20 protein-coding genes are annotated in these 19,907 nt (G+C 48.2%); all 20 read right to left on the bottom strand.

Translation table 11 applies throughout. The annotated features are described in order from the left end of the window. Positions 1-113: 113 nt before the first annotated feature. The 20 genes from ACP26N_RS05445 to ACP26N_RS05350 all read right to left on the bottom strand — a co-directional run bounded on the left by ACP26N_RS05445 (position 114) and on the right by ACP26N_RS05350 (position 19,867). A complete protein-coding gene (locus tag ACP26N_RS05445) occupies positions 114-374 on the bottom strand; it encodes a stage V sporulation protein S (protein WP_131503025.1) in 261 nt (86 codons plus the stop codon). Positions 375-403: 29 nt separating this feature from the next. Beyond that, positions 404-1,198: a TIGR00282 family metallophosphoesterase gene (locus tag ACP26N_RS05440; RefSeq protein ID WP_012369931.1), complete on the bottom strand. Its 795-nt coding sequence runs from the start codon at positions 1,196-1,198 to the stop codon at positions 404-406. A 50-nt stretch (positions 1,199-1,248) separates the two neighbouring features. Next, positions 1,249-2,811 carry a ribonuclease Y gene (gene rny / locus ACP26N_RS05435; RefSeq protein ID WP_012369930.1) on the bottom strand — a complete coding sequence of 521 codons (1,563 nt, stop codon included), beginning with the start codon at positions 2,809-2,811 and terminating at the stop codon, positions 1,249-1,251. 193 nt (positions 2,812-3,004) lie between these two features. Beyond that, positions 3,005-4,048, bottom strand: a complete 1,044-nt coding sequence (gene recA, locus ACP26N_RS05430; RefSeq protein WP_131503026.1) for a recombinase RecA — start codon at positions 4,046-4,048, stop codon at positions 3,005-3,007. Between the two features lie 101 nt (positions 4,049-4,149). After that, positions 4,150-5,394 carry a competence/damage-inducible protein A gene (locus ACP26N_RS05425; protein WP_426354973.1) on the bottom strand — a complete coding sequence of 415 codons (1,245 nt, stop codon included), beginning with the start codon at positions 5,392-5,394 and terminating at the stop codon, positions 4,150-4,152. Between the two features lie 70 nt (positions 5,395-5,464). Further along, entirely contained in the window at positions 5,465-6,043 is a 579-nt protein-coding gene (gene pgsA, locus ACP26N_RS05420) for a CDP-diacylglycerol--glycerol-3-phosphate 3-phosphatidyltransferase (protein ID WP_114596239.1), read from the bottom strand. 64 nt (positions 6,044-6,107) lie between these two features. Further along, entirely contained in the window at positions 6,108-6,998 is an 891-nt protein-coding gene (locus ACP26N_RS05415; RefSeq protein WP_426354972.1) for a helix-turn-helix domain-containing protein, read from the bottom strand. A gap of 27 nt (positions 6,999-7,025) precedes the next feature. Beyond that, entirely contained in the window at positions 7,026-7,841 is an 816-nt protein-coding gene (locus ACP26N_RS05410) for a DUF3388 domain-containing protein (protein WP_251135835.1), read from the bottom strand. Positions 7,842-7,902: 61 nt separating this feature from the next. After that, positions 7,903-8,607: an elongation factor P 5-aminopentanone reductase gene (gene ymfI, locus ACP26N_RS05405; protein ID WP_131503029.1), complete on the bottom strand. Its 705-nt coding sequence runs from the start codon at positions 8,605-8,607 to the stop codon at positions 7,903-7,905. A gap of 3 nt (positions 8,608-8,610) precedes the next feature. After that, positions 8,611-9,882 carry an EF-P 5-aminopentanol modification-associated protein YfmH gene (gene yfmH / locus ACP26N_RS05400; RefSeq protein WP_371819887.1) on the bottom strand — a complete coding sequence of 424 codons (1,272 nt, stop codon included), beginning with the start codon at positions 9,880-9,882 and terminating at the stop codon, positions 8,611-8,613. Beyond that, positions 9,879-11,132: an EF-P 5-aminopentanol modification-associated protein YfmF gene (gene yfmF / locus ACP26N_RS05395; RefSeq protein ID WP_426354970.1), complete on the bottom strand. Its 1,254-nt coding sequence runs from the start codon at positions 11,130-11,132 to the stop codon at positions 9,879-9,881. The genes yfmH and yfmF overlap by 4 nt, the downstream gene beginning before the upstream one ends. Next, on the bottom strand, positions 11,129-11,680 hold the full coding sequence (locus ACP26N_RS05390; protein ID WP_114596244.1) for a cob(I)yrinic acid a,c-diamide adenosyltransferase: 552 nt from the start codon (positions 11,678-11,680) through the stop codon (positions 11,129-11,131). Before ACP26N_RS05390 ends, yfmF begins: the two co-directional genes overlap by 4 nt. A 31-nt stretch (positions 11,681-11,711) precedes the next feature. Continuing rightward, positions 11,712-13,439 (bottom strand): ATP-binding protein, encoded by a 1,728-nt coding sequence (locus tag ACP26N_RS05385; protein ID WP_131503032.1) that lies wholly within the window; start codon positions 13,437-13,439, stop codon positions 11,712-11,714. 2 nt (positions 13,440-13,441) lie between these two features. Beyond that, entirely contained in the window at positions 13,442-14,158 is a 717-nt protein-coding gene (locus ACP26N_RS05380; RefSeq protein ID WP_012369919.1) for a response regulator transcription factor, read from the bottom strand. Positions 14,159-14,345: 187 nt separating this feature from the next. After that, entirely contained in the window at positions 14,346-15,512 is a 1,167-nt protein-coding gene (ccsB, locus tag ACP26N_RS05375) for a c-type cytochrome biogenesis protein CcsB (RefSeq protein WP_131503033.1), read from the bottom strand. Beyond that, entirely contained in the window at positions 15,509-17,050 is a 1,542-nt protein-coding gene (gene resB, locus ACP26N_RS05370) for a cytochrome c biogenesis protein ResB (protein ID WP_426354968.1), read from the bottom strand. Before resB ends, ccsB begins: the two co-directional genes overlap by 4 nt. Before the next feature lie 21 nt (positions 17,051-17,071). Further along, the gene (locus tag ACP26N_RS05365; RefSeq protein WP_026828810.1) at positions 17,072-17,662 is read right to left on the bottom strand and encodes a redoxin domain-containing protein; all 591 of its coding nucleotides are present in this window, start codon (positions 17,660-17,662) and stop codon (positions 17,072-17,074) included. Positions 17,663-17,788: 126 nt separating this feature from the next. Then, entirely contained in the window at positions 17,789-18,550 is a 762-nt protein-coding gene (locus ACP26N_RS05360) for a pseudouridine synthase (protein ID WP_014969990.1), read from the bottom strand. Continuing rightward, positions 18,550-19,122, bottom strand: coding sequence for an SMC-Scp complex subunit ScpB (scpB, locus tag ACP26N_RS05355; protein WP_131973138.1), 573 nt, complete (start codon positions 19,120-19,122; stop codon positions 18,550-18,552). The genes ACP26N_RS05360 and scpB overlap by 1 nt, the downstream gene beginning before the upstream one ends. Next, complete coding sequence (locus ACP26N_RS05350) at positions 19,112-19,867, bottom strand: segregation/condensation protein A (protein ID WP_426354965.1); 756 nt, start codon at positions 19,865-19,867, stop codon at positions 19,112-19,114. The genes scpB and ACP26N_RS05350 overlap by 11 nt, the downstream gene beginning before the upstream one ends. Between the last annotated feature and the right edge of the window lie 40 nt (positions 19,868-19,907).

The raw sequence follows: 19,907 nt of genomic DNA, 5'->3' as shown, positions 1-19,907 counted from the left end.
ATGCTCCGCTGACGAATCCGTTGATTTTTTCCTGTAATCCGTCATAAAAAAAGGCCATCTACTCCAACGAGTAAATGGTCTGGTTTAACGTAGGACCTATGTCCAATGATGCATCATCGTGGTTCAATGATTAATTTGATTGCCGTCCGTTCCTCGCCATCAATCATGATGTCGGTAAATGCCGGAATACAGATCAAATCCATGCCTGACGGTGCGACAAATCCTCTTGCGATTGCAACCGCTTTGACGGATTGATTGAGTGCACCTGCTCCGATTGCCTGAATTTCGACAGAACCTTTCTCTCGAAGTACACCTGCGAGCGCTCCGGCGACCGCATTCGGATTCGATTTAGCTGATACTTTCAGGACGTCCATGCATGTACCTCCCAATCAAAAATCAAAACTCAATCAAAGAAAATCGATTGATCCGTTAAATGGATGCGTTCAATCTTCGTTGCTTTTTTTGATACATCATCAATATGAATCAAGACTCCATTTAATTGTTCCCGTCCTTCAGCAACTTCAAACCGGGTTGGGAGCTGTGTTTTAAATTTTCGCAAGACATCTTCTTTGCGCATCCCGAGAACACCGTCGAGTGGACCTGTCATGCCGACATCCGTGATGTAAGCCGTTCCACCTTCAAGAATCCGTTCATCCGCCGTCTGGACGTGCGTATGTGTCCCGACAACCGCCTGGACACGACCTGCCAAGTGATAGCCCATCGCGATTTTTTCACTCGTTGCTTCCGCATGAACGTCAACGAAGATTGCATCGACTTCACCCTCGACTTCAGCAATCAGTTCATCGACTGTCCGGAATGGATCGCCGAGCGGCGGTAAGAAGACCGTCCCTTGAACGTTGATGACGGCGATTTTCTTGTTGCCGACTTTTAAGACCATCATGCCACGACCCGGTGTACCTTCCGGATAGTTCGCCGGACGGACGATTCGATCCGCGTCATCGATCCAGTCAAAGATGTCCCGGTTATCAAACGTATGGTTCCCCATCGTCACACCATGGAATCCAAGTTCAAGTAACTGATGATAAATCGATTTCGTGATCCCGCGGCCATGCGCTGCATTTTCTCCATTGACGAGCATGACAGTCGGATTATATTTGGATTTAATGCGTGCTGTAAACTGCTGTAAGATATGACGGCCGGGTGCTCCGACGACATCTCCGATAAATAAGATTTTCATGAAACATTCCTCCAAGTAATTAAAAAAGTGGCGGTCGCCCGCCACTTTGCTTATTTTGCGTATTCGACCGCTCGTGTTTCCCGAATGACCGTGACTTTGATATGACCCGGATAATCGAGTTCTTCTTCGATTTTTTTCCGGATATCGCTTGCCATCTTATGGGCAAGGACATCGTCGACGACATCAGGACGAACGATAATCCGTACTTCACGACCTGCTTGAATCGCAAAGGACTTCTCTACCCCGTCAAATGATTCTGAGATTTCTTCCAGACGTTCGAGACGTCGGATGTAACTCTCGAGTGTTTCTTGACGTGCACCTGGACGGGCGGCAGATAAGGCATCTGCTGCTGCGACCAGAACGGAAATGACAGATGTCGCTTCCGTATCCCCGTGGTGGGAAGCAATCGCATTGATGACGGTTGGATGTTCTTTGTACTTCGTACCAAGTTCCACTCCGATTTCAACGTGACTTCCTTCCACTTCGTGGTCAATCGCTTTCCCGATATCGTGGAGGAGACCAGCGCGTTTCGCAAGTGTTACATCCTCACCGAGCTCTGCTGCCATCATACCGGCAAGATGAGCGACTTCGAGTGAGTGGAACAATACGTTTTGACCGTAACTTGTCCGATACTTCAAGCGGCCGAGAATTTTGACGAGATCCGGATGAATCCCGTGAATCCCGACATCATATGTCGCTTCTTCACCGATTTCACGAATCCGTTCGTCGACTTCCCGACGTGATTTGTCGACCATCTCTTCAATTCGTGCCGGGTGAATCCGACCGTCTTGAACGAGTTTTTCAAGGGCCATCTTCGCCACTTCGCGGCGAATCGGATCAAATCCGGACAAGATGACCGCTTCCGGTGTGTCATCGATGATTAAATCGATACCCGTTAACGTTTCGAGGGTCCGGATGTTACGGCCTTCACGACCGATGATCCGGCCTTTCATCTCGTCATTCGGCAAGTTGACGACCGAAACCGTCGTCTCTGCGATATGTTCCGCGGCGAACCGTTGAATCGCAAGTGAAAGAATGTTGCGTGCTTTTTTGTCTGCTTCTTCTTTTGCTTTTTGTTCGATTTCTTTTTGAAGAATGGCTGCATCGTGCATGGCAGCTTGTTTCGTCTCATCCATGATGATAGCTCTGGCTTCGTCTTGCGAAAGATTCGCAACACGTACGAGCTCTTGGCGTCCCTGTTCATACAGGTCCTCTACTTTGCGTTCTAACTCTTCAGCTTGATGCTTCCGTTTCGCGATCTCTGCATCACGCGTATTGATTTGTTCTTCCTTGCGGTCGATGGAATCAACACGGCGATCGAGTGTCTCTTCTTTTTGGAGCAATCGTCCTTCTTGTTTCGTTAACTCTTGACGACGTTCACGAAGCTCTTTTTCGACTTCATTCCGAAGTTTAAAGGCTTCATCTTTCGCTTCGAGCAATGCTTCTTTTTTCGTTGCTTCCGCTGATACTTGTGCACGTTCCACGATTTTCGTCGCTTCTGTTTCCGCGCCTTGAATCTTTGCTTCTGCAATCGATTTCCGCAAGAAGTAGCCTACGATGAATGCGATCAGTATTGCGAGGAGAAGTATGACAATCCAAGTTGTTGTACCCATGGGTTCACCTCCCCTTTACAAGGTGTTTCTTAGTTCATTTCGGTTATTCATCGAAGCTGTCTAAAAAACGTACATCTATATTGTAAGGATAGCACTCGTTCATTGTCAACGAACGGGCGGGAAAGAATTCCTATGTTTTCCTCTTTTCAACAAAAAAAGAGCAGAATCTGAATCGATTCCACTCTCTTTCGGCTTATTCTGCAAACAAATCTTCATCTTGACCTTCTTCAAAGTCAACCGGTTCTTTCCGATCGACGAGACCGTGATGTTCACGAATCAATCGTTCGACCTCATCCGCAACATCCGGATGTTCGATCATGTATTGTTTTGCATTTTCACGTCCTTGACCAAGACGCTCTGAATTGTATGAATACCAAGCACCACTTTTTTGGACGATATCAAGTTCTGTTCCAAGATCAATCAATTCACCAAATTTCGAGATACCTTGTCCATACATGATATCGACTTCCGCTTGTTTGAACGGCGGAGCGATTTTGTTTTTAACGACTTTCAGTTTCGTCCGGTTTCCGACGATATCTGTACCGTTTTTCAAGGCTTCTGCACGACGGACTTCAAGACGGACAGATGAGTAGAACTTCAAGGCACGTCCACCTGGAGTCGTTTCCGGGTTACCGAACATAACACCAATTTTTTCACGAATCTGGTTGATGAAGATGACGATTGTTTTTGATTTGTTTGTCGCACCGGACAATTTACGTAACGCCTGACTCATCAAACGGGCTTGCAGACCCATATGCGAGTCACCCATTTCGCCTTCGATCTCGGCTTTCGGAACAAGTGCAGCTACTGAGTCGACAACGAGGATATCGACAGCTCCTGAACGGACTAAAGCTTCCGCGATTTCAAGTGCCTGTTCTCCTGTATCCGGTTGTGATAACAGTAACTCATCGATGTTGACACCGAGTTTGCTGGCATAAGCAGGATCCAGTGCATGTTCGGCATCGATGAATGCTGCCTGCCCGCCTTGTTTTTGAACTTCAGCAATCGCATGAAGCGAGACTGTCGTTTTACCAGAAGATTCCGGACCATAGACTTCGATTACCCGTCCACGTGGATATCCACCTGCACCGAGCGCTATATCTAATGTGATGGATCCAGAAGAGATTACGGATACTCTCTGATCTGGACTTTCACCTAGTTTCATGATTGAACCTTTACCAAATTGTTTCTCAATCTGGCGTAATGCCATCTCAAGTGCTGCTTTACGATCACTCACGTAGCAGGCCTCCTTTTATTTATCTTACTGAGATTATTGTACTTCTTTTGAGACCGAATAACAAGCTTTTTACGAACATTTATTCGCATAGTTGAAAGAAATCATCTTTTGCCTATTTCGTCCGTCAGGCTGATATTTTGAATGAGCATGAAGTACGCATCTTTGACAGAACGTAATCTAATCATACCACGGTCGAAGGCGGGATACGTCAGTTCAAGTACTTCCGTACCGCCTGAATGTGCCAGGGCACAATAGACCGTCCCAACCGCTCGTCCGCTGTTGCTCGTCGGACCTGCTTCACCGGTTAAAGCGATCGCGAGATCCGTTTGATACAGTTTGCGTGCCCCTTCCGCCATGGCAACGGCAACTTCTCTGCTGACGGCAGTCTGTTCATCAAGTAAGGTATGCGGTACACCTAAGACGTTCACTTTAGCGGTATCCGCATAGACGACGGCACTGCCGCGGAAAACATCACTTGCGCCTTGAATATCGGTCAAACCGCTCGCAAAAGCACCTCCGGTCAGTGACTCCGCTGCAGACAGGGTCAGACCGGCTTTCCGGCAGCGGTCGAGGACGACCTCGGGTAAACTCGTTTCGCCGTAACCGTAAAAGTGACTCCCGACTTCGGCAAGTATCTGCTGCTCCAGCGTGTCAAGCATACCAAGGGCGACTTGTTCATCAAGCGCCTTTGCCGTCAAACGAAGACGGACTTCTGCTAATTCGGCATACGGTGCGACGGAAGGATTACGGGCGGTCCGGATGAGATTCGCCAACTGATCGTTTAATGCCGACTCTCCGATGCCGAAGAAACGTAATGTTCTCGATTTAATCGTTTCCTTGCCTAAAAGATGATCGAAATGGTCCGCAATGATCCGTTTCATTTCCCGCGGAACACCCGGTAGCAGAATGTATTGATGGTCCGGTGTATGAACGGACATACCCGGTGCAAATCCCGCCTGGTTCGTCAAAACATCGGCTTGATCGATGACAAGGGCCTGTTTTTTTTCGTTCTCCGTCATCGTGCGTCCCCGCGTTTTTAAAAATGCCTCAATCCGGTCGTAGGCCGGTTGATCCACATGAAGCGTCCGTCCGAGCAGGTCCGCCACGACCTCTTTCGTCAAGTCATCTTCCGTCGGTCCAAGTCCTCCGGTAATGACAATCAATTCCGCCCGTTCCTGGGCCCGTGTGACGACTTCGACCATCCGATCCCGGTTATCTCCGACGACCGTATGGTAATGCACGTCAATGCCGCATGTCGCAAGCCACTCCGATAAATACTGGGCATTCGTATTCGCAATTTCCCCTAACAACAATTCACTTCCGACAGCAATGATTTCTGCTTTCATCCTACGTCCCCGCTTTCTTAACTATACGAAAAGACTGTTCGGTTTGACGAACAGTCTTGTTTGATCCACCTTACATGGATTTCGTAATTAATTTGATATTTTTCGAGAAATACTCGAGACCTGAATAAATTGTTAAAATCAACGCCAACCACATCGTGATTTCCGCAAAAGGAATGTTGAATAACGCAAATCCGATATCGTGCAGTAAAAAGGCGATGATGGATGTCAACTGGACCCAGGTCTTTGCTTTTCCGGAATTTCCGGCCGCAAGGACGATCCCTTCATCTGAAGCGACAAGACGGAGTCCTGTCACAGCAAATTCACGGCATAAGATGATGACGACGACCCAGGCAGCTACGAATCCGAGTTCGACTAAATAGACGAGTGCCGCAGCGACAAGCATCTTGTCGGCGAGTGGATCCATAAATTTACCGAAGTTCGTGACCAATTTGTTTTTCCGGGCAATATACCCGTCGAGCCAATCGGTGATGGCGGCGACGGAAAAGATCATCGCGGCGACGAAGTGGGAAACCGGGAGTTCCGCTCCTAAGACATCCCACTGTCCCCAGTCTGGATTGATGGCTAAGACGGCAACGAACACGGGAATCAGTAACACGCGTAAGACCGTCAATTGATTGGGCAAGTTCATTCTCGTATCCCTCCTTTTCGGGTTATGTATGTCAGCAAAACGGCTGACATGAAGAAGACACGCCTTATGGCGTGGCTACTTTCTTCAAGTAAATATTTTGAACGAGGAGGGAGCGGTTAAGCTTAAGCTCCTGATTGTTGACGAGAATCCGGTCGATTCCTTTGATGGAGCCGACCCGAATCCGAATCACGTCCGTTTTGGCATTTTTGACGACGATCGGGTTTGGATCTGACGCATTGATATGGTCAGGTGCGAGTGCTTGTCCTTCTAAAGAAGTATCCCGTACACCGACGAACGGTGACGGTGATGCATCTTTTTTGATCCGGATGGATACACTCATTGTACCATCTGTCGGGACTTCATAGGTGATGTCTTGACCGACTGTCGTCTTGACTGCCAATGGTTTTTTCGTTTCTTTTTTTACAGGTTCTTCTTTTTTCGCCGGTTCGTCTTTCGATTCTTCCGCTACCGGCGCGTCTGCTTCCTCACTCGGTGCGTCACCTTCATCAATCGTGACCTCACTTTGTTTCGGTGTCGCCGTTTTCGTTCCGTCACCATCCTGGAACGCCTGGAATCCGTAATACAAGGCTACCCCGATTGCAAAAATCAAGGCAATGATGATGATATTCGGAATCCACCGTTTGGCGACACTTTTCTTCGGTGCCGTTGATTTCGAATACGTCGCACGCCGGGACAGCTCAACGACAGGTTGCGCTTCCGGTTCCGGCAAATCACGTTTGTAAGTCGTAAACACTTCATCGACATCAAGACCGAGTGCTTCCGCGTATGTCTTGATAAAGGCACGTGCATAAAACGCACCCGGCAATTGTTTATAGTCGCCCTCTTCAATCGCAACAATGTAACGTTTTTGAATTTTTGTTGTACTTTGAATTTGTTCAAGAGAGATTCCTAGCGTCTCCCGTTGTTCCTTTAAGTAGGTTCCGAGCTCAGTCATCGGTAACACACCTTCCATTTTCAATACTTATTCGAAATTGAACCAATCGTTCCCGCCATGGGCACGAGGTGGTTCGGTGACAATGATTTCTTCTGTCGAGTTGCGTAATTCAATGATGTAATCAAAATCATCCCACGTGTATTCGCTCGATTTAACAAAAGCATCTGGATGTTCAACGATTTTTGTAGCGGGAAGTCGCATGACTTCACGTAAAATCTGCCAATGCCGCTCGTCGAAATGGCGCTGTGAGACAAGCGCATCGATGATATAAACATAATCGCCTGTCCGTTCATCATCGAACAACGAAGTCCGGACCGTCTGTTTGATTAACGTCGATGAAAGAAATAACCATTTTTTATTGGCACTGACACTCGCCGCAACGATTGATTCGGTTTTCCCGACACGCGGCATACCGCGAACGCCAATCAACAGATGTCCATCCTGTTTGCAGAGTTCGGCCATGAAATCGACGAGAATCCCTAAATCTTCCCGGACAAAACGGAACGTCTTGATTTCGCCGCTGCTGTGGTCGATGTAACGACCATGGCGAATCGCAATCCGGTCCCGGAGTTTCGGTTTACGAAGTTTGATCACGTCAATCGTCGTCATCGTCTTCAGGATGGCTGCGAGTCGCGGGATTTGATCCGGTTGCTTGGTTTGAAGCAACATGCCCCGACGCTGGTGATCGACACCGTTAATCGTGACAATCGAAATATGTAGCATCCCCATGAGTGACGCGATGTCCCCTAATATACCAGGACGATTGACGTTCAGTTCGTACTCCAGATACCACTGTTCGAATTCACTCACGCGCCCTGCCTCCTCTTCAAATCGATTATCCATCCCTCATGTTAAATGATTTTTTGAAAAATGAAAAGCATTCCCCTAAGCAAATTTCACCGGATTACATCCAACCTCCGTCAATTTTGAGAACGGCACCATTCATATACGCCGAATCTTGTCCCATTAAATACGTTATGGCGGATGCCACTTCCTCGACCCGTCCAAAGCGACCGGCAGGTATTTCAGCGAGTGCCAGGTCCCGGTCTTCTGCGGAAAAGACGGCATTCATCGGGGTCTCGATCCAGCCCGGCGTAACGGCATTCACCCGTCCATTCATCGCACCGAGCTCCTTACTGTATGACTTGACGAAACCGAGTTGTGCCGCCTTACAGGTCGAATAGACGACTTCACCGGCGGCACCGAATTCACCTAATACACTGCTGACGACGACGATCGAAAGTGATGCTGAAAAAGCTTTTCGGCTCGTCAAAGTCTGGGCAATCCGAATCAGGGATTCGACATGCAACGTCATCATCGCCTCGATCGAGGAACGGGACTGATCAACGAGCAGACCACTGAAACTCGTTCCGGCAATGTGAACGAATCCTTCAACGGACGGTAATTTCTCACAAAATGCCGTCAAGTTCCTCCGGTCAGACAGATCGCCTGTGACGATCTCCGCCGTCACAGGCAACTGCTTCACCATCTGTTCAAGCTCATGTTGTTTTTGGTGGGTGTGGAGGACGAGTTCATGCCCTTCCGCCGCTAAGCGGAAGACTGTCGCCCGACCAATTGCTCCGCTTGCCCCCGTAATTAAAATCCGCATCGGTCAAGCATACGGTTTAACGATGGAAATCGCACGATTTTCAAGCGCGAACAATTCATCGAACCGGGCTTCGATTTCTTCTTTTGTAATCGATGCAATCAAAGTCGGTAACGTAAACAGATTCGTTCCGGCAAGAGCATGACGTGAGAATTGATTTGCGATGAATTCCGGTGAGTTCAACGAACGGAGGAACTTCCCTTGCATCATGTTCCGCTTCCGGACGACTTCTGTTTCTTCAAAGTCGGGACGGACAGCCAACAGTTTTTCATAGGCTGTGATGAAACGGTCCGGATCTTCCGTCTCCATTCCGAATGTCGCGAAGGCAAATTCTTCTTCACTCGAATAATCAAAGCTGAACGTATCGTCGATCAAACCGTCTTCGTACAACTCGAGATATGTGGATGACGTCTGGTCAAATAACAGGTGTAACAACAGTTCGCTTGTCAGTTCACGACGCAATTGTTCCTGTCCGCCGAGTGAACTGTCTTTATAACCGATCAAGACTTTTGGTGTCTTGACGTCCAGCTCAAGTTCAAATCGTTTACGGAAGACATTGTCTGGTTCGACGCCGTAATCGCGTTCGATCGCCGGACGATCCGTATAATCTTTTTTCGCCTGGTTCGCTTTGATCAAGGCAAGCGTCTCGGCAGGATCGATATTACCGACGACGAACAGCACCATATTGGACGGATGATAGAACGTCCGGTAACACGTATAGAGATCATCCGCTGTAATCTGATCGATTGATTCCGGTGTCCCGGCGATATCGATCCGGACCGGATGTTTCGCATACATCGATTCGATCAGACCGAAGAATAAGCGCCATCCCGGATTATCCTGATACATCTGAATTTCCTGAGTGATGATGCCTTTTTCTTTTTCGACACTCTCTTCCGTGAAATACGGATCCTGGACGAAATCAATCAGCGTTTCAAGATTTTGTTCAATCAACGATGTCGCCGAGAACAGATACGCAGTCCGCGAGAACGATGTAAAGGCGTTTGCCGATGCACCGAGGCGTCCGAATTCTTGGAAAACATCCCCTTGCTCCGACTCAAACATCTTGTGCTCGAGAAAATGCGCGATACCGTCCGGAACATTGACCCACTGTCCATCCTTTTTAAAGCGGTTATCGATTGATCCGTAACGCGTCGTAAACGTCGCATACGTCTTTTCGTAGCCTTTTTTCTGAAGTAAATAGACAGCAAGTCCGTTATCGAGCTGTTCAAAAAATACTGTTTCGTCTGTATCGTGATACGTCAACTGTTCCATTATTCTTCACCTCGCAATAGATAAACTGCCTCAAGCTCGATCGTTGCCGCTAAACGGACGACATCCTCATGTGTTGCCGTCTCGATGAGATGAATCTCATCTTCAAGCGTCAGTCCGCGCATCTTTGATCCATTCAACCAGCCGATTAATTGTCCCGGCTGATCCAGAATTTGCCGACGGGCATTGATTAACATCGCCTTCGTCTGCGTCAGTTCCTGATCCGTGAACTGCCCTGCCTTGAGATCCTTCAGTTGTTCGCCGATAATCGTCTCGGCCCGTTCCGCCTGTTTCGTCTCTACGCCGGCATAGACATACAATGCACTGTTCAGTGCGGCATAACGGGATGCCGCGTAATAGGCGAGACTTTCTTTTTCACGGACATTCATGAACAGCTTCGAATGCGGGAATCCTCCGAATAGGCCGTTCACGATTTGCATCCGAATCGAATCGACGGACGTCGGATCGACACTGACACGATATCCTAAATGCAATTTACCTTGTTTGATCGGTTGCGTCTCTGACGAACGTTTGACACCTGCCACCTGTTTTTGAGCCGGAATGTAGTGACTCGCCTTTTCATCATGGGAAGGTAAGAACGATAAGGCATCTTCCATCTCATTTTGCGTGACATGACCGACGACAAATACATCAATCCGGTCCTGTTCGACCATCGAGCGGTATGTATCACGTAAGGAAACCGGCGTGATTTGTTCGAGTGCTTCAAGTGTACCAAGTGAAGATAATGAAACCGCTTCTCCCGGTGCCATCAGCTCGAGCAAACGCTGCTGGGCAAAACGCATCTTATCATCGTATAACGAGCTGATCCGGAGAGCATGCAACCGTTTTTCTTGTTTGACGAACTGTTCCCGGAATCCACCCTCTGTCAAGTCCGGATAAAAAATCATCTGCTCCAGTAAATCGAGCGCTTCTTCAAGCAGCGTCTCATGACGTACAAGGTCACCGCGGACGACATCGAGCTGGAACGAGATGACGTGTTCTTCCCCGAATTTCGAAGCATCGGCATACAGACCTGCGTCATATAATGTTTCGAGCGGCTCACGTAATGCCTTCATCGAAGGATAGGCAGCTGTCGACTTTTCCATGATGTAGGGCAATAAGGCGCGGCTCGTCAGTGTCTTCTCTTCGAGTGGTGCTGAAAACGTCACGAGGACCGTCGTCGTCTTGAATTTATCGGTTGGAACGAGATGAAAGGTCGTTCCCTGTTTGTTCCACGTTTGAAATGACTGACTCATGCTTCTCCATCCTTTCGTTTAAACACATGGGCACTGCGTAAATATTCGATGTCCGCTTTTTCATTGACCGCATTTTCATAACGGGCCGCTGTAAAGAAGAAATCGCTTAGACGGTTGATGAACGGTAACAAATGATGTGCCTGTTCGACATCTATCATCGCCCGTTCGACACGCCGGCAGACCGTACGGGCAACGTGCAGGCAAGCCGCTGCTTCCGTGCCTCCCGGTAAGATGAATTTATCGAGCGGCGGCGACAATTCCGTCAGACTGTCAATCCAGCTTTCGAGATCTTCCGTCGCAGTCGTGCTCAGACGGGATGCTTTCGGTTCGACGTACATCAAGTCACTCCCGCAATCGAACAGGACATGCTGGATGACCGTCAATTGTTCTTTGACTTCGATTGATGTCGCTTTTGTCCGGGCCAGTCCGACAAAACTGTTCAGTTCGTCCAGTTCGCCCATCAGCGTAATCCGCACATCATTTTTTTTGACACGTCCACCGACGAGTGACGTATCTCCCTCATCACCTGATTTAGTATAGATTTTCAAACGACTCACTCCTATAGCGAAAGGAAGCGAATCATAAAGTTCGCTTCCTTTGTTTTTTTGGTAATTGAATTCGGAAAACGGATCCTTTGCCCAGTTCACTTTCGACCTGGACTTCTCCATCGTGCGACCGGACGACGTTTGCAACAATCGCGAGACCGATTCCGGTCCCTGTCTTGCCGCGTGTCCGGGCTTTGTCCGCCTTGTAAAAACGGTCAAAGACAAACGGGACATCCTCTTCCGGAATACCGTCCCCTGAATCAATTACAGATAAAGATATAGTTTCCCTATCTTCTGTGATTTCAATCTTGATTTGTCCATCTTCTGTATACCGTAACGCATTTCCAAGCAGATTTGTCATCACCTGATCCATTTGATCCGGATCAGCTTCAAACTGCACGTCGGGACCGGTCACTTCAAACGATACCCGCTTTTCAAGTCCCATCTGCTTAAACTTCTTGATCATCCGGTTCGCGAACGGAACGGCATCAATCGGTTCAACCCGTTTTTCCTGATATCCGGCTTCCATCCGTGCCAGATCGAGCAAATCATTGACGAGGCGGGACAACCGTTGCGACTCATCGTATATGATGGACGCAAACTCTTTTGTCGCTTCATCACTTTCGGTCATACCGTCGACAATCGCTTCCGAATAACCTTGCAGCATGACAAGCGGTGTCCGCAGTTCGTGGCTGACGTTTGCGACGAAGTCGGCACGCATCTTCTCGAGTTGCTGCGCTTCCGTCATATCACGCAGGACAGCAACTGCTCCGATTTGTTCTTCCTGCTCAAGCAACGGACTGACGATGATGATATAAAAGCGGCCTTCCCGTTCAAAGGAAACCGTCATTTCTTTTTCTTTGCGCATGACCGTCTGGAACAACTCAATCAACTCATCCGGAACCGGTCCACCTGCCAGGAACGCTTCGGCCGGCGGATTAGTAGCCAGTAACTCACCTGATTCCGAGAAGGTCAAGACACCGTCCGCCATACACCTTAAGATGGACGATAACAAATGACGTTCCTTATCAAGATCCGTGACGTACTGATTGAGCTGACTGCTCATCTCATTAAACGCAAGCGCCAAATCTCCAATTTCGTCGCGCGAGCGCTGGGTCAGACTCTGATCAAACTTTCCTTCACCGGCCTCGACGACCGCTTGACGAATCGTTCGGAGCGGAGCCGTAATCCGGGTCGACAGGAAGAAGGCAAAGACGGTCGTTCCGATGATGGCCAGCAGGACACAAAGCTGAATGATTTGACGCGCTCCTTCATTGGCCTGTTCGATGTTCGTCAACTGTTCGATCAGATACATCGTCCCGCTTCCGCTTTCCGTGATGAACGGAGCACGGTAAGCAAGAGCTGCTTTTCCGTTAAACGTCTCGTAGTTCCCGATCGCGGTCTCCCCTTCTTCACCGTCAACGGCTTTCCAGTTCTGACGTTCGAGTTCCTTGATGATCCGCTTTGCTTTTGTTTCCGAGATATTCGTTTCGACCGTATTATCCTTCGTCGTCGCAATCAAGGTCGCCCCGTAAATATCGGTAATCTCGATCGCGGTCGCAGATCCTTCTTCGAGACCGCTGTGGGCCTGGAAGACCGTTTCGACCTGTTGCCCGAGTTTTGCCAAATGGCCCCGTTCCTGTTCGATATGGAACGAGTTGAAAAATTCGAGTAATAAAATCGTCAAGGCAATCAAGACGACGGAAACGAGTAATAAAATCGTTCCCCACAATTTAATGACGACGCTCTGTAACCATTTCATCGTCAGGCGGGATTATTCTCGAACTTGTAGCCGACACCCCAAACCGTCGTAATCATTTGGGCTGCATTTGGTGACAGACGGTTCAGTTTTTCACGCAGTCGTTTGACATGTGTGTCAACGGTCCGTAAGTCGCCGAAAAACTCATAGTTCCAGACTTCTTTTAATAACTGTTCCCGCGAAAAGACTTTGTCCGTCTGCTTCGCCAGGAAATACAGCAATTCATATTCTTTTGGTGTCAAATTGACTTCCTGCGATTCGACTGTGACACGGTGGGCATCATTATCAATCGTCAAGTGCGGGAAGACGATGACATCTTTTGTTTTCGCATCCGTATGCAGGAACTTCGTTGCGCTTGCCCGGCGCAGGATTGCCTTGACACGTAAGACGACTTCGCGGGGACTGAATGGTTTGACGATATAATCGTCCGCCCCCATTTCAAAACCGTGGACCCGGTTCGTCTCTTCGCCTTTTGCCGTCAGCATGACGATTGGTGTCGCTTTCGTTTTCCGCAGTTCTTCACAGACCTGCATGCCATCGAGCTTCGGCATCATCAAATCAAGTAGAATCACATCATATTCCGTTTCAAGTGCCATCTCGAGAGCCGTTTCTCCATTGTCGGCTTCTTCAATCGTAAAGTTCTCACGTTCGAGATACATTTTTAATAAACGTCGAATCCGTTCTTCGTCATCGACGACTAAAATACGCGCTTCTTCTGACATCAGTTGATTCCTCCCATAAACTAATCTGTCTCACTCTATCCTACTACTCTTCTAGTATACTATGAAACAAAAGAAATAGCGTCTCTGACCGTGGAAATCAATCGTCTCGCCTAAAAAAGGATGGACAGCGGAAGTTTCCTTCCACCGTCCATCCTTGACTGATGATTCCAGTAATTGATTTCGTTACTTACGCGTAAGAGTGAAGACCTGCAACGACCAAGTTGACGAAAACGAGGTTGAACATGATGACGGCAAATCCGCCGACACACAACCACGCTGATTTTTTACCAATCCAGCCGCGCTGGATCCGCATGTGCAGGTAGAAGACATAGAACAGCATCGTGATCAAGGCCCATACTTCTTTCGGGTCCCAACCCCAATAACGGCTCCAAGCCATCTGTGCCCAAATCATCGCGAAGATCAATCCACCGAGAATGAAGACCGGCAAACCAATCGCAATCGCACGGTAGCTGATTTCATCTGCTGTCTCGAGATCAATCTTACGGGCGATCGGTTTCAGGCTCTCCGCCAAACGTTTCCGTAAAATGACGAAGCGAAGCAGAATATACAAGACTAAACCGCCGATCAATGACCATAAGACCGTATTGACTTTATTGGCATTGAGGAAATTCGGTAATTCAACGACAGCACCAGAACCGGAAATGATCTTTCCGTTTTCAGGACCAGTCAAAACTGGCATCGTGTAGTCATGTTGCATCGTCGCACCGTTTTTCGCGACATACTCGATCGTCGAGTTCGTTCCGAGTGCATTGAACAATAAACCGACGATGATATAACCGACGACACATGCGAGTGAAAACATGACAACTTCAAGCCATGTCCGTGTTTTCGATTCTTTGTTGAAGTCTGTCGCATGGATCAGATACAGCAATCCGGTTGCGAAGCTGACTGCAAGAATCCCTTCTCCGAGTGCTGCCGTCGTCACGTGGATTTTCAACCAGACACTTTGAAGTGCCGGAATCAACGGTTGAACTTCATCCGGGAACATCGACGCGTAAGCGATGACAAGCAACGCGACCGGCATCGCCACAAGTCCGAGGACATTGTTGCGATAAATCCCGTAGACGATCAGGAAGCCGAGTACCATCATCATTCCGAAGAATGTCGTGTACTCATAAAGATTCGAAACCGGAACGTGTCCAGCTCCTGCCCAGCGTGTGAAGAAGTAGCCGAGCTGGGCCACAAATCCCAAAAGAGCAAGTGAGAAAGCAATTTTCCCGGAACGGCTTGGTCCCTTTTTACCACTTGTTGCGACGGCAAAGAAACCGGTACTGATCAGATATAAGATGAACGACGTAAGCAGTAAATTACCGCTTAAACTAAGCAGATTCATTTCGATTCCCCCTCTTCCCGCAACTTCTGCCGGTCTTCCAGTTGCGGAAGTCCCACTTCAGTCAAGGCGAGATTGACTTCTTTTTGAAGTCCAAGTGCATTTTTATTCGTAAATCCGGCAATGTTGATCTGCCCGTTTGTTTCTTTCAACCAGAGTCTGCGGTGCGGCCAGTACATGCCGAGCAGCAACCCGATCATGAATATCATACCGCCAGCGAACAGGAACGGCAGCGTCAGATCTTTTTTAATCCGGACGCCGGAAATGTTCGACAGTTCCGTACCGGCGAAGCCCATCTTATACTGGTTTTCATCGCCGCCGACATTCAGCTTAATTCCGATCAGACTCCGTTCCCCTTTTGGATGTTCCGGTGATTTGATCGTAAAGACAAACGCCGGATTGACGGGACGGGACGAGTTCGTTGTCGGTTTTCCATCCTTGACGACGAAGTCCGGCAAGAAGTCTTTCAGTTCGACGTCATAACCGTTCTTTAATTTGTAAGTTTCCTGCGGATTGCGCAAGTCGACTTTAATCGTATCGACGACTTTACCCGTTTTTTGATTCTCGATGTTGAATGACATCGTCTTGAATTCCGGATCCGCTGCATACTGCTCTTGGAAAACTTGATAATTACCGAACTCGAACGGTTGGTTGACGGCTGTTTCACCAGTTTTGACTTTCTCAAGTTTCGGTTTAAAGTCGTCCGTCATGCCGTTTTTTTTATACAACGTCATCTGGGTGTCATAGTTTTTCGGAACACTTCCACCGGCCCGTTTCAGAGCTTCTCTGAATTTCTCGGGTTCTTTTGCCGGATCATAAAACTCAATGTTAAACGAGTTATTCTCGAGATAATACTTATTGTCCGTCGCTTCGACCGGCAACGTTTCGCCTTCACGGATCCACATCAGCTCATCTTCGTGCATGCCGGGAACGATGCGTAACATCGCTCCACCGAAGAACAGGACAAGCCCGATATGGTTGATATACGGACCCCAGCGCCCGAATCGTTGTTTCTCCGCGAGCAAGGAACTGTCTTGACGACGGACCTTGTAGCCTTTTTTCTTCAGTAATGGTTCAATGGCATCAATCTGTTTGACCGTTCCAGTCGCTTCAGCGCCAAATCGCTGACCGCCCATAAAACGGTCGGACTGGATGACCGGTTGTTTCTTCAACGCACGATACAGCGGGAAGAAACGGTCGATCGATACGATGATGATGGATAACAGTAATAATGTGATTAAGCCGATGTACCACCAGGATTCAAACAAATTATGGAAGCCGAGGGCATAATAAATCTCCCCGGCCGTCCCGTATTCTTTTCCGTAAAATTCTTCCGGCGGAATCGCTTGCGGAATGTACATCTCCTGCGGGAAGATGGTTCCGACGCCGCTTGCGATGATGATTAAGCCGATCAACCACAAACCGACTTTAACGGATGAAAAGAATGTCCATGTCCGGTCGATCCATGATTGATTTTTTCGTTTTGAGCGAAGCTCGGCTTCCTCATAACGCATATCCAGTTGCTTATATTCCTGCTGCATCATAAATTCCCCCTCGATGCGTTACTCGTTTGCTTTTTTGATCATTTCCTCTAACTTCGCTTGGTCAATTTCACCTTCATACTTTTCAACGACCTTACCTTCTTTGTTGATGATGAAGGTCACAGGCAGGTTGTAGATCCCGTACGCCTTCTCGACGGCACTGTTCGTATCCATCAGGACCGGATAGTCGGTTCCTCCGATTTCCTTGATGAAACTGGATACTCGGACCGGTGTCTCACCGACGTTTACTGCCGCAAAATTAACACCTTCTTTTTGCATCATGTCGTAATTGTCGTTGATCAACGGCATTTCTTTTTTACAGGGCTCACAGAATGTCCCCCAAAAATTGAGTAAAAGTCCTTTGCCTTTGTACTCGTCCATCGTATGTTGTTTTTCTCCATACAAATCGACAAGTGCAAATCCTGGCGCGTCATCTCCGGCAAGGACACGACCGTCTTTATCCCGTGTCGCCTGATCGACAAACTGCATGATAACGACCGCACCGGCGAATAATACCATCGTCATGATCATTAACCGCCAAAATGAACGTTTTTTCTTCTTTTGCTTCGCGGCTGCTAGCCGCTCGTCCGGGTTCTGATTCGTTTTTTTCATGTTGCACCGCCTCCACCCATATTGTACTTGAAATCGCTTAATTGTTGACAGAATGTGAAATACGTTAATCGTTTTGTCACAAACAAAGAAAACTCAACCCGCAGGCTGAGCTTCTCGCTTTACAAATTAACGTTTTTTTGTGTTCTTACGTCTTTTCGTAGGGGGAGCAACCGGATCCGCCAGCTCACGCAATTGATTGACTTCTTTTTTCGAAAGTTCACGCCAGTCGCCTGATGTTAATCCAGCAAGCGTCAGGAAACCAAACTGTTCCCGTTTCAACTTGATGACTTCTGCGCCGAGTGTTTCGACCATTTGACGGACTTGACGGTTATGGCCTTCATAGATGACCATTTCTAAAATCGCGGTATTTTTTTTCTTATCGACATCGCGCATCTCGACGCGTGCTTTACCGGTCTTGAATCCGTCCGGCAAGACGACACCTTTTTCAAGACCTTTGACATGATAGTAGTCCGGCACGCCTTTGATTTTGACGATATAACGTTTCGGTACTTTGTATTTCGGGTGGAGCAGGAGATTCGAAAACTCGCCGTCGTTCGTCAACAGCAGTAATCCGCTTGTGTTGTAGTCAAGACGACCGACCGGGAAGACGCGGTGACCCGGGGGAACAAGATCGACGACCGTTTTACGGCCTTTATCATCTTCTACCGTCGAAACGACACCTGTTGGTTTATACAGCATGTAGTAAACGTGTTCTTCCCGTTCCAGCTTCACTCCGTCGACTTCGACTTCTGCACGTCCGCCGACTTTCGTCCCGAGTTCCGTGATGACTTTCCCGTTGACTTTGACGCGACCTTCTGTGATTAGTTCTTCTGCCTTGCGTCGTGATGCGACACCGGCCTGGGCAATAATTTTTTGTAGACGTTCCATTAATTTATTCTCTCCTCTAGTGACGGTTCATTCCGGAAAAACAAATCCCCGTCCGCTTCAAGTGTTTCTTCAAACTCAAGCGGCGGCAATTCTTCGATACTGTTCAGTCCGAAGTGATCCAAAAAATGATCCGTCGTCTTATACAATTTGGCACGCCCGACGCCTTTGGCACGTCCGGCTTCATCAATTAATCCTTTTGCACTTAACGTGTGTATGACACGTTCCGTCTTCACACCACGAATGACTTCAATGTCCGCCCGGGTAACCGGCTGTTTGTAGGCGATGATGACGAGTGTCTCCATCGCAGCGCGTGACAGGCTGTCCTCTGCAAGAGAACCGGCATATGCCTGCACATACGGTGACATCTCTTTCCGGGTGACCATCTTGAAGACACCGCCGGATTCGACGATTTGCAATACCCGTTCGTCCGCTTCAAATGCCGTCTGAAGAGCATGTAGCTGTTCCCGAGCCGCTGCCTCACTGATTTCAAGGACTTGACTCAGACCACGCGGATCGATTCCGTCGTCTCCGACGACGAATAACAAACTTTCAATGATTCGCTCATACGCCAATCTGATTCTCCTCCTTCACTAAGGCACGCAACAGGATATCATCGTTCATTTGCTCACAGGCGACGACCCGTTGTTTGACCAGTTCGAGTACGGCCAAAAAGCTGACGACCAATTCTTCAACGGTCGGTTGTTCCGTGAAAAAACCAAAAAACGTCGTTCCTTCATTGGCAAAAACATATTCCGAAATGTGAACCATCTGTTGTTCAAGTGTCCGTTCTTCCCGTTTGACGGTTTTTGAACGGCGTACTTTCCAGGCGACGCGTTGACGCATTTTCTCATAAGCGCGCAACAAGTCACTAAAAGACAGGTTTCCACTGTAATCCTGATTGTCCGCATCCAGATACGTCATCAAGTCTTCCGGCTGTTTTGAAAACAGTTCGAGCCGCGCTTCTTCCTTTTCCTTTAAGACAAGTGCAGCTTCTTTGTATGCTTTATATTCGATCAGTTGCTGAATCAACCCTTCACGTGTCGGATCCTCTTCAAAATCCGGAACTTCTTCGAAATCCGTCTGTTCGACAGGTAACAGTTGTTTACTTTTTAATTGCAGGAGCGTCGCTGCCATGACAAGGTATTCACTCGCAACATCCAGTTCGAGATGTTGCATGGCCCGAATATAGGACACATACTGATCCGTCACGATTGAGACGGAAATGTCATACAGGTCAATCTCCAGTTTACCAATCAAATGTAACAACAAATCCAACGGGCCTTCAAACGCATCCATCTTTACACTGTATGATTCCATGATTCTCCCTGCCCATCAACGTTTTTTGCGCCTTAGTATA

Source organism: Exiguobacterium sp. R-39 (genome assembly GCF_049942815.1).
Lineage (GTDB): Bacteria > Bacillota > Bacilli > Exiguobacteriales > Exiguobacteriaceae > Exiguobacterium_A.
This window is presented reverse-complemented; position numbering and strand designations above follow the sequence as displayed.

Coding starts and splice junctions, on each gene's coding strand:
- ACP26N_RS05415 (WP_426354972.1), bottom strand. CDS start 6,998: ATGACTGAGCTCGGAACCTACTTAAAGGAACAACGGGAGACGCTAGGA.
- ACP26N_RS05445 (WP_131503025.1), bottom strand. CDS start 374: ATGGACGTCCTGAAAGTATCAGCTAAATCGAATCCGAATGCGGTCGCC.
- ACP26N_RS05425 (WP_426354973.1), bottom strand. CDS start 5,394: ATGAAAGCAGAAATCATTGCTGTCGGAAGTGAATTGTTGTTAGGGGAA.
- ACP26N_RS05350 (WP_426354965.1), bottom strand. CDS start 19,867: ATGGAATCATACAGTGTAAAGATGGATGCGTTTGAAGGCCCGTTGGAT.
- ACP26N_RS05410 (WP_251135835.1), bottom strand. CDS start 7,841: ATGGATAATCGATTTGAAGAGGAGGCAGGGCGCGTGAGTGAATTCGAA.
- pgsA (WP_114596239.1), bottom strand. CDS start 6,043: ATGAACTTGCCCAATCAATTGACGGTCTTACGCGTGTTACTGATTCCC.
- ACP26N_RS05365 (WP_026828810.1), bottom strand. CDS start 17,662: ATGAAAAAAACGAATCAGAACCCGGACGAGCGGCTAGCAGCCGCGAAG.
- ACP26N_RS05380 (WP_012369919.1), bottom strand. CDS start 14,158: ATGTCAGAAGAAGCGCGTATTTTAGTCGTCGATGACGAAGAACGGATT.
- resB (WP_426354968.1), bottom strand. CDS start 17,050: ATGCAGCAGGAATATAAGCAACTGGATATGCGTTATGAGGAAGCCGAG.
- ymfI (WP_131503029.1), bottom strand. CDS start 8,607: ATGCGGATTTTAATTACGGGGGCAAGCGGAGCAATTGGTCGGGCGACA.
- ACP26N_RS05440 (WP_012369931.1), bottom strand. CDS start 1,198: ATGAAAATCTTATTTATCGGAGATGTCGTCGGAGCACCCGGCCGTCAT.
- ACP26N_RS05385 (WP_131503032.1), bottom strand. CDS start 13,439: ATGAAATGGTTACAGAGCGTCGTCATTAAATTGTGGGGAACGATTTTA.
- yfmF (WP_426354970.1), bottom strand. CDS start 11,132: ATGAGTCAGTCATTTCAAACGTGGAACAAACAGGGAACGACCTTTCAT.
- rny (WP_012369930.1), bottom strand. CDS start 2,811: ATGGGTACAACAACTTGGATTGTCATACTTCTCCTCGCAATACTGATC.
- ccsB (WP_131503033.1), bottom strand. CDS start 15,512: ATGAATCTGCTTAGTTTAAGCGGTAATTTACTGCTTACGTCGTTCATC.
- ACP26N_RS05360 (WP_014969990.1), bottom strand. CDS start 18,550: ATGGAACGTCTACAAAAAATTATTGCCCAGGCCGGTGTCGCATCACGA.